The 10,240-nt window shown below is 42.8% G+C and carries 5 protein-coding genes; 3 read left to right on the top strand and 2 right to left on the bottom strand.

Annotated elements, in window-relative coordinates; all coding sequences use genetic code 11:
* Positions 1–220: 220 nt before the first annotated feature.
* From AC805_RS10960 to AC805_RS10950, 3 genes are all read left to right on the top strand, one after another.
* Positions 221–1,834, top strand: coding sequence for an Hsp70 family protein (locus AC805_RS10960; protein WP_055075471.1), 1,614 nt, complete (start codon positions 221–223; stop codon positions 1,832–1,834).
* A gap of 195 nt (positions 1,835–2,029) precedes the next feature.
* Positions 2,030–2,539, top strand: coding sequence for a hypothetical protein (locus AC805_RS10955; RefSeq protein ID WP_231662669.1), 510 nt, complete (start codon positions 2,030–2,032; stop codon positions 2,537–2,539).
* Between the two features lie 228 nt (positions 2,540–2,767).
* A complete protein-coding gene (locus tag AC805_RS10950; protein WP_055075469.1) occupies positions 2,768–7,138 on the top strand; it encodes a response regulator in 4,371 nt (1,456 codons plus the stop codon).
* A gap of 173 nt (positions 7,139–7,311) precedes the next feature.
* Here the strand turns inward: AC805_RS10950 and AC805_RS10945 are convergent, their stop codons facing one another.
* Both AC805_RS10945 and AC805_RS10940 read right to left on the bottom strand, forming a co-directional pair.
* Entirely contained in the window at positions 7,312–8,196 is an 885-nt protein-coding gene (locus tag AC805_RS10945; protein WP_055075468.1) for a bestrophin family protein, read from the bottom strand.
* Between the two features lie 115 nt (positions 8,197–8,311).
* Positions 8,312–9,787 carry a glycosyl hydrolase family 57 gene (locus tag AC805_RS10940; RefSeq protein WP_369122829.1) on the bottom strand — a complete coding sequence of 492 codons (1,476 nt, stop codon included), beginning with the start codon at positions 9,785–9,787 and terminating at the stop codon, positions 8,312–8,314.
* Between the last annotated feature and the right edge of the window lie 453 nt (positions 9,788–10,240).

Here is a 10,240-nt window from a genome sequence, read left to right as displayed (position 1 = left end):
TTTCTTAACTTGGGATAAAGCCTCAGTACAGCAATTCTCATTATGACTTTTGATTTGTCTAAGCCGTCAAATTTTGAACGAAAGCATCGGCTTTTTAAAGATCGCTATTGCGGCTATTCTCAATAGTTGCCGCCAGATAAAGACAAAATTTTCATAATGAGAATTGCTGGCCTCAGTAGGCTGAACTTGCAACAAAAACTCTGTAATTCTAGGGAGAATTATGACTGCGATCGCCATTGACTTTGGGACTAGTAATACCGCGATCGCTATTCTGGAAGTGGATAGCGATATTCATCTGCCAACTCCCAAAACTCTACACTTTGATGAGATTTCCCATGACTTTGCTACGATTGACGGACAGGCTTGGCTATTGCCAAGTCTAGTTTACGTGCAAAATCAGCCACCTAAATTTTTATTGGGAGCGCAAGCCCGATCGCAGGGGGAATCCAAGCGTCTATTTAGAGGCTTCAAACGTGATATTGTCGCGAGCTTTCGATCGCCTGCCCGTGAGATTGATGGGGAATTTTATGATGCTGAAGCGATCGCCGAAATCTTTTTAACCGAAATTTGGGAACGTTTGAACTTAAAAAATCTGAATCCCAGTCAAATAATTTTTACTGCTCCCGTGGGGGCATTTGCGGGATATCTCAACTGGTTTGCTAATTTGGCGGAAAAGCTGCAATTACCAAACTTCCAAGTTATCGATGAGTCCACAGCTGCCGCTTTGGGTTACGCCATTACGAGACCAAATGCTTTGGTATTGGTGATTGACTTTGGCGGCGGCACATTAGATTTGAGTTTAGTCCGTACTGCGCCGATCGCCAATCCTCCATTGTCAAAATATGCTGCTAAAGCCGAAGTAATCGCCAAATCGGATGCTTATATTGGGGGGATCGATATCGATCGCTGGATTGCCGAACATTTCTTGCGTCAATTAGGAATCCTGCGATCGCAAATGCAGGAAAGTGCTTGGCAGAGTATTTTAGGAATTGCCGAGCAAATCAAGATTAAGTTATCCCTCATTCAAGAAGTCAGGGAAATCTGGGTAGACGAGCAGATGATTTCCCGTCAACTTCAACTCACGCAAACCGAATTGACCGAGATTCTCGAACAGAATCAGATGATTGAGCAATTACGAGAAGCTATTGATGAAGTTCTTGCCATCGGACTCAAGCGAGGCATCAGTAAGGCGGCGATCGAACATATTCTGCTAGTAGGTGGTAGTTGTCAGATTGCGGCGATCCAGCAATTAATTACTTCCTATTTTGGGAAAACTAAAGTTAAGTTTGGCAAACCCTTTGAAGCCGTAGCCCATGGCGCGTTAGCCCTTGGACAAGAGATGAGCGTTGAGGATCATTTGCGTCATAGCTACGCAATTCGGCTGTGGGAACCCTATCTCCAGCAATATTCCTTTTATACTTTGTTTGAGCAGGGGACAAAATATCCCTGTCACCGCACCGAGCCCTTAATCCTCCAAGCCGCGATCGCAGGGCAAGCGGAGATCTGGCTCGATATTGGCGAAGTTGCCGACATTGCCCAAGCTGAGGTCACCTACGATCGCTCTGGTCGGATGACTAGCAGTCAATTGCTCAAACAATCGGACTTTCGCTCGTTAGTACCGAGAAAGTCCGCCGATCCTGATGCTGATCCTGATAACGATCCTGATGCCGATCGCCAATGCATCGCTCACCTCGAACCCCTCGGTCAGTTAGGAAGCGATCGCATTTCCGTAAAGTTTGAAATTGATGATCGGAGGGTGCTAATTGCTACAATTAAAGACTTGCTGACCGATCGGGTACTAATTGATCGCAAGGCGATTGTTAAATTAGAGTGATTTGTCTTAGGATTACTAAAAACCAAAAGATGGGTGGTGGCGCTGCGTGCCGCCACCCATCTTTTGGTTTTTTAAAGCTTGCATTGCTATATTTACCTTTAAGAAATAGATTTAACCCTCTTAAATTTTGTAGAATCTAGTAAGGAGTATTTCTATATTCTCATGCAAACATTCGGTTGATAGCAGGCTTAACTTGTGACTCATACTCGTTCAAAACATTCTCGACTGATGATTGCGGTCTTACCTGACGAATCCTCAGCATTTGAAGCATATCGCTTACTTCAATGTCATGGCATTTCACCAGAGCATTTGGCTCTAGTTGGCAAAGGCTATAGCAGCCCCGATAGTGTGGGTTTATTCAATCCTACCTACACTACATGGCGCTACGCTAAACGCGGGATGTTTTGGTTAGGTGTGATTAGTACGGTAACGGGGACAATATTGTATCTAATTTTTAGTATTAAATTGCCAAATTTGGATTGGTATCAGGCTCTATTTACGATCGCCTCTACATCTGGACTGATCGGCTTGGTCATTGGTGGTGCGATCGGGACTTTGTATGGATGGTTTTTTAAAAGTAGTTTGTCAATTTCCTGTCGGGGCTGTTTGGAGCGCGGACAATATTTACTAATGCTAGAAGGATCTGAAACCTTAACCCGTAAAGGAAGAGAAATTCTTGATAACTACACAGTAAAACCACATTAATTTGGCTAATTGAATTAGGGGGATTGTGATTAGTTGAATTGTAATGGTCGAGTTGTAGTTAGTCGAATTGTAAATATTATATAACAGTCCTATAATTCATGAGAAATAGGGCTTCAACTTCGCTTAGCCAAATCATAACGCTCTTTCTACTCATTTAGGATTGCTATAAATTTACAATATTTCTTATTTGCTCCCAAAATTTTGTAAAGAATCAGTTTATATCGAGCTATGCCTAACTCTAAAACTATTTTGATTGTTGATGATTCTGAAAGCGATCGCTTACTTTGTCGGAGACATCTTAAGGACGATCCCCAAATTAATTATCTTATTTTAGAAGCATCAACAGTCCAAACAGGGCTAGAATTATGGCAATCGCAACATCCTGATGTGGTGCTCGTTGATTTAAATTTGCCTGAAGATAGTGGGCTAGAGCTACTCGAAGCTATTCGTAGAAATCTAGAAGCAGATAGCGATCGGGCAATGTCAGATTTGAAATTGCCCGTAATCATTTTAACGGGGAGTGAAGATGTAAGAGATGCGGTAGTTTCAATGAGATTAGGAGCTTTTGACTATTTAGTTAAAAGCGACATCACTAAATTCTCATTACAGCGAAGTATTCATAGTTTGCTCTCTAGCTTTGCCTTAAGGCACCAGCTAGAGAGCGCCCGTAAAAGAGAATTATTGATTTCGCAAACTGCACTCAATATCCACCAATATTTAAATCTAAATGACATATGTCGGATAGTTGTTCGAGATGTCCGTAAGGCGATTAAAGCTGATCGCGTCCTGATCTATAAGTTTTCCGCAGATATGACCAGAGAAATCATTGCCGAGGCAGTAATTCCTCCTTGGCAATCCTGCTTAGATCTCTCGCTTGAGCAAATCTGTACTCCTTCTGTTACCGAGCAAATGCAAGCCCATGCCGAAGGACAGGTTTTTGTTCACGCTGATATCTCTAACGCTAACCTGTCCGAATGTCATCGGGAAATGTTATCAGGGGCTCAGGTTCGCGCTAATGTCATTGTCCCGATTTTATTGACAGATAATCGCCTCAGAAGTGGTACAACTTCCAATCATCCCGATCGCAATCATCCCGATCGCAATCCCCCTCAGCAAATTCTATGGGGGCAGCTCATCGTACACCAATGTGCGTCTCCGCGTAATTGGGAAGAGTATGAAATTCAGCTCCTTCAGGAATTGTCGATCCAATTAGCGATCGCAATCCAGCAGGCGGAAATCTATCAAGATCTGCAAAATCTGAATATTTCCTTATCGCAGCAGGTGCGGGAGCGCACGGCGGCAATAGAGGCGAGCGAGCAAAAGTTACGTTCTCTTGTCGAATCGATCCCTGACGTTATTAATTTAGTTAATGTCGATGGCGTTTGTCTTGAGACGAAGTATTGTAAAACTCCGTACGATCTTTTCCCAGAGCTTACGAACCCCATCGGCAAGAAATTGGATGAGTTATTACCACAGCAAGCCGCTGCCGAACAGTTGCGAGCAATTCGGCAGGCGGTCAGAACTGGGGAAACCCAGATTTTCGAGCAGGTAGCGATCGATAACGAACTGCGATACGAAGAGATTCGCGTAGTCCCCGCTCAAGCGGATGCAGCGATCGTAATCGCCCGTGATATCACTGAGCGCCGCCTTGCCGAACAAGCTCTTTTAGCCAGTGAGACAAAATTTCAGAAAATAGACAGATCCTGTCCTGGAATTATTCAAATTTTTGTGCAGAGGGCAGATGGTTATGCCTATTTTGAATATCTAAGCTCGGCATTTGAGGCGATTAAGGAACTCAAGGTAAAAGATGTTTTACAAAATCCTCAGCTTGCATTCAATCAAATTCACAATGATGATATCGCCGATCTGTGGGAAGCGATCGGACTAAGTTTAAAAAATTTGACTCCCCTGCGTCATGAATGGCGGATCGTAACTCCTTCTGGAAAAATAAAATGGTTGAGATCTAATTTGCGTCCCGAACGGCGGCGCAATGGCGATACCGCTTGGTATGGAGTTGTTTCCGATATTAGCGATCGCAAACAGATGGAAATTATATTGGAGAAAGAAGTTGTCCGCAATAAAACCCTATTGAACGCTTCTTTTGATGGAATTGTGATCCTTGATAGCAAGGGAAAGGTAATTGAATCCAATCAGAGTTTTGCAGCGATGTTAGGTTATACCCTCGAAGAGATGCGCCAACTTAGCATCTACGACATAGATGTGAAATGGAATCGAGAAGAGCTGAAAAAAGGGCTTCAAGAATTTAAACTCAAAAAAAGTCATATGTTTGAGACTCTCCATCGTAGTAAAGATGGCAGGATTTGTAACATGGAGGTTAGTGCAAATTCACTGGAATGGGATAACGATGTCATTCGGTTCTGTATTTGTCGCGATGTAACGGAACGCAAATTAGCCGAGCAAGCTTTACTCCGTCAAGAACAGGAGGTGAGAACCCTCATTGAAAACTCTCCAGATGTGATTGCCCGATACGATCGCGATTTTCGTCTTACCTATGTCAATTCAGCAATTCGACAATTGTCGGGGAACTCTCCCCAATCATATATCGGTAAGTCTATGAGGGAAGTGAATCTACCCGAATATATCGTAGTACAGTGGGAAGATAGTCTAGAAAAAGTGTTTACCACGGGTGAACCCGTGGTAATAGATACAAAATTGAATGGAATTGACAGGGTTATATATTCGCAATCAAGATTTTTGCCAGAATTTGATGGCAATGGCAATATTGTATCCGTAATGCTGATCTGGCGGGATTTTACCGAGCAGAAACTTGCAGAAGTAGCCTTAAAACAAAAAATCCAGCAGGAGAAACTGCTCAATCGCTTTATCCAAACAATTCGTGGTTCTTTAGATTTACAGATGATCTTTGATTCCGCAACTTTTGCGATCGCGCATTTACTCAATTTAGAACAGGCGACGATCGTTGAATATATTTCCGAACGTCAAGTTTGGAAACATATTGCAGTATTTAAGGATAGTCCTGAATTTTTGGATACAATAGGATTAGAAGTCCCCGATAGAGATAATCCCTTTGCTGAGAAGCTAAAGGGCGCAGAGATCGTCCAAGTTAATGACTCCGATCAGATCGAGGATGAAATTAATCGGGAACTAGCCAAGACTAAGTCAGGGGCTTGGTTAATGGTTCCGATCATTGTCAACCAAACCGTATGGGGGAGTTTGAGCGTTCAGAGAGCCCACAAGGTTGCGGCGTGGGAGACTCATCAAATTGACATGACGAAAACCATCGCCAATCAAATTGCGATCGCCATCCAGCAGGTACATCTCTACCAAAAACTTCAGTTAGAACTAGCCGAACACAAACAGACGGAAATTGCCCTTGCCCAAGCCAAGGAGCTAGCAGAAACTGCCAATAAATCTAAGAGTGAATTTCTGGCTAACATGAGCCATGAAATTCGCACGCCGATGAATGGAGTCATTGGCATGGCGCAATTACTAGCTTCTACGCCTTTAAGAAACGATCAAAAAAACTTTGTCCAAATTATCTTAGATAGCTGTGATGCCCTACTAAATATTATTAATGATATTCTGGATATATCAAAAATTGAATCTGGAAATCTACAACTAGAACAAAAAGAATTTAACTTTGATGATACGATTACTTCCGTTTGTAAACTCCTAAGCAAACAGGCTTCTGATAAAAACATCAATCTCCAATACCAAATTAGCAATCACGCTCTAACGACAGTTTTGGGAGATAGTTCGCGATTGCGACAGATATTTATTAACTTAATTGGCAATGCGATTAAATTTACCGAACAAGGCTATATCAATATCAGCTATTACCGTAAACCAATTGCTAATAACATCTATGAATTTAGATTCTCCATCGTAGATACGGGGATTGGCATCGATAGCGATCGCATTGATAAGTTATTCACACCCTTTACTCAAGCTGATGCTTCAATCAATCGTCAGTATGGTGGTACTGGGCTAGGTTTAGCGATTTGCAAACGGATAGTGGAGCTGATGAATGGAACAATCTGGGTAGAGAGTCGGGGGCAAGTAGGCGGCAAGCCTCCATCAGATTGGATGATCGATTCTGCTAGCCGTAATAGACAGGGCTCCACATTTTATTTTACAATTACCTTACCCTTAGTTTTAGACAATCAGATTTCTACAGTTAAGGAGTATACGAGCCTAATCAAGTTAGGAAATACCATCGATCCAGTCCCTCTCAAAATTTTGGTGGTTGAAGATAATATTCTCAATCAAAAAATAGCCTTTCTCATGTTAGAAAAACTCGGATACAAAGTAGATGCAGTGAATAATGGTCGAGATTGCCTTGATATGCTCCTTAATCAAGATGCAAAGCCAGCCTATGACATCATATTTATGGATGTAAAAATGCCTGTCATGGGTGGACTGGAAGCGACCCAGTTAATTCGCGAACGTTTATTATCGAGCACTCAGCCTTGGATTGTAGCAATTACTGCTGACGTTCTTCCCCATGATTATGAGGCTTGTATTAATGCGGGAATGAATGACTATATTAGTAAACCTATTACTATTAAAGATATCAAGCGAACTATCTCTCAATATATGAATCAGTTTCCTAAGTAGCTCAGAAGCCCAAACCCGAAATATGAGTGGCGGCGCGAAGCGCTGCCACTCATATTTCGGGTTTGGGCTTCTGAGCAAAAAACAAAAATAGTGTTGCCGCGCTCCACGCGGCAACACTACAAGAATAGCGGCAGCTATAAATGACGAAAGAGTTGCAAATGCCCATGACAAATTTATATTGATTGATAGGAAATTACTTGTTTGACATTATTAGTTATGCCTTCACAAATCTCATCAATTGGGAGATCGTTAAAATCATGACCAAAGGGATTTTCGATTTCATTACCAATCTGTTCTACTCCCAGCAGAATAAAACTAACTAATCCCACAGCGATCGCCGTTAACCAATGGATATCAATGACGAGATGGAATGGCAAGCCAAAGCAATAAATCAAAATCAACCGTTTTAAATAAATGCGATAGGCGATCGGCAATGGAGTCTTGAGGATGCGTTCGCAACTGGTTAACCCTTCCACTAAAGCATTAATTTGAGTATTCATAGTAACAAAATAATTAGTGTCAAAACGATCGCTTTGCATTTGTTTTTGCAGATAGCTACTCAGCCATAGAGTCAGTTCGAGCGGAACATGTTTGACGTTGTTTAGTTTTAGAACTTCATCCTCAGTAAGGATTTGATTGAGATGGGTGGAAATTTCTTCGTTGCGGAGGTGTAGTTTGGTAGCGATCGCAAAGGCAGTTAATAACTGTATCGATTTCTCTTTGTCTTTTTGATCTTCTACTTGAGGAGAATTGATAGAAATCTGCATTAATCTTGATAAATTACGGATATTAACTACCAAAGTTCCCCAAGCTTTGCGTCCTTCCCAATAGCGATCGTAGGCGGTATTTGTCCGAAATACTAAGAGCAATCCTAAAACTAGATTAAAGACCACATTGTTAGTCATATCCCCAAAGACTTTGAGCGATATTTGTGGCTCGTAGTAGTGAAACACCGAGATCCCCAAGGCAAATCCCGCAAAAATCAGAACCCTCGGCAAGATGATCGGCGCAACAGAACCTTGAACCTTAAATGCAAGATCGAACCATTGAAAAGTCATAATCTGGGTGATCGTGAAAATTGATTGCCTCAGAAATTGTATACCGCATTATTCCAAGATCAACTTAAAACCGAAAAGATCGTACCGCCCGCATAGTGGGCGGTACGATCTTTGGTTACATAGCTTCACCTCGGCGATAGAATTCGCGAGCATAGTCCGTCCACTTTCCTTGTCCCCAATAGCGAAAGCAACTGGTTTGGACGAGGAAATTATAAAGTAAGGCTTGCTGATAATCCGATCGCTTGGTCACTGAGGGATCCTGAGCTACCAGATCGTCATATTTTTCATGGAACTTGGCACTGAGTTGATTCATCGGTTCTAATACATTTTCGTAGCCATGTACCCAGCTCATGCTGTTTGTCCATGAGGCTCCATCCATATGGAACTGGCGATCGCTTGCTTTCAGTTCGGCGATCGCCTGCTCGACTTCAGTAGTATTGAGATTTTGGAGTTCGCTAATGCGATCGGTAGTGAGATCGTCAGTGCGATCGCTAATGCGATCGCGATTTTGAGCTACCCTTTGCCAGACCTTATGTTGTTGCACAGCTTGAATGGGAGGATAGTCCGCAGGATGAATTCCTGCATCTTCGAGCATTTCTAGATATTCCGTTCCATTTAAACCAACAACACCCGACTTTCCTCGTCCGTTGTTTTTGATTTGTTCCCACACCAATGGATAATCGCGGGGAAATTCATTCATCATTACGCCACCATTTTCCCCATCCGCGATCTGAGAAACTAGTGAAGGAATTAATACTTGACCGAGCATCTGTCTGCCACGACTTTTTGCCTCGTGGTAAGGCTGCATCTGAGCGACTAGCTTCGTATCCGAACCTTGGGTTTTAATCAGTGCTGTGATACTAAGCGATTCGCCCTTGGAGTTCTTCGCCACTAAACGATTAGGGATGTATTTTCGATCTTGAGTCAGCGCCGAACCATCGAGTTGCTCCACGGAATGCTCCTGCACCATGAGCCAGCGATAGCCACATTCCCGAAGAGCCTTGATATATTCATAAAGCGTGTCGGGATGATTGGGAAGATGCATCTCTGGCGGAGAAAAACCCTTCACGCGCTTTAGGGCGGCGATGCCAAAAATAGAAGCAAAATGACTTTGCCAAGCTTGGATGTGGAGCTTAATATCGGGGATCGGAGTTGAGGGAATGACCGCATGACTCCACATCGTGCCGAGCCATTCCACGTAGGGCTGATATTGGCGATCGCAAGTAATCCGCTTAAGATTATCCAGAATGTCGTGACGTTGCATCTGCTGCAATCCCCAGAGCAAGTTTCCCGAATAGTCGAGCATAATGCGAGGATTACTCCCCTGCGCGACTAGTTGAGGGATGAAATCGCCCATACGACCATAGCACCATGCAAAGGCGGAAGCATCGTGATTGTCGCCTTCACCTTGGTGCTCGAACATATACTGGAGATTGCAGATCGGCGCTCCATTTACCCCAGCAGGAATAGTAGGCTGGTGCATATGTAAGGCACAGGCAAAGGCAGAAGTAATCTCCTCAAGTCGAAGATTGTTTTCATTGGAATCGTTATTAAAAAATACAGGAGCATCATCCCGTACAGCCTGTTGAATTACATCTTCATTTCCACAGATGGGAGGAAAATCAGAGGTGACAAAGCTTGACGATGTAGTTGTAATCAAAACTTGTAAAATCTCAATATTAATAAATTTACAGCGACTTTCCGAATCGCCCACACCTTAGCCTACATTGCTTTACGGAAAAATAGCACTATGTAGCTGTAGTCAAGCATATTAAAGCGCTTTGCGCTCAAACCCAAACTAAGGGAATTTTTAAAAGCGTTGTTCTGCAATGCTTTTAAAAATTCCCTTAGTTTGGGTTTGATTGGCAATTGCTGTAGTACAGAAGAGAATGGCGGCACGAAGCGCCGCCATTCTCTTCTTGAAGGGTATCCTCTAAGTATAGTTGTTTTAAATAACTTGTAGACGGGCTTCGACTTCGCTCAGCCCTCGGTGTAAGCTAGCTGAGCGAAGTCGAAGCTGTAGTTTTTATTTGAATTATCTATA

This window comes from Pseudanabaena sp. 'Roaring Creek' (assembly GCF_001402795.1).
In the GTDB taxonomy this organism is placed as follows: domain Bacteria; phylum Cyanobacteriota; class Cyanobacteriia; order Pseudanabaenales; family Pseudanabaenaceae; genus Pseudanabaena.
The sequence above is the reverse complement of the archived record's forward strand: the minus strand, read 5'-3'. Positions and strand labels throughout refer to the sequence as shown.

Bases quoted from the DNA above. Each gene is read 5' to 3' on its own strand.
- AC805_RS10960 (WP_055075471.1), top strand. From the start codon at position 221: ATGACTGCGATCGCCATTGACTTTGGGACTAGTAATACCGCGATCGCT.
- AC805_RS10950 (WP_055075469.1), top strand. From the start codon at position 2,768: ATGCCTAACTCTAAAACTATTTTGATTGTTGATGATTCTGAAAGCGAT.
- AC805_RS10945 (WP_055075468.1), bottom strand. From the start codon at position 8,196: ATGACTTTTCAATGGTTCGATCTTGCATTTAAGGTTCAAGGTTCTGTT.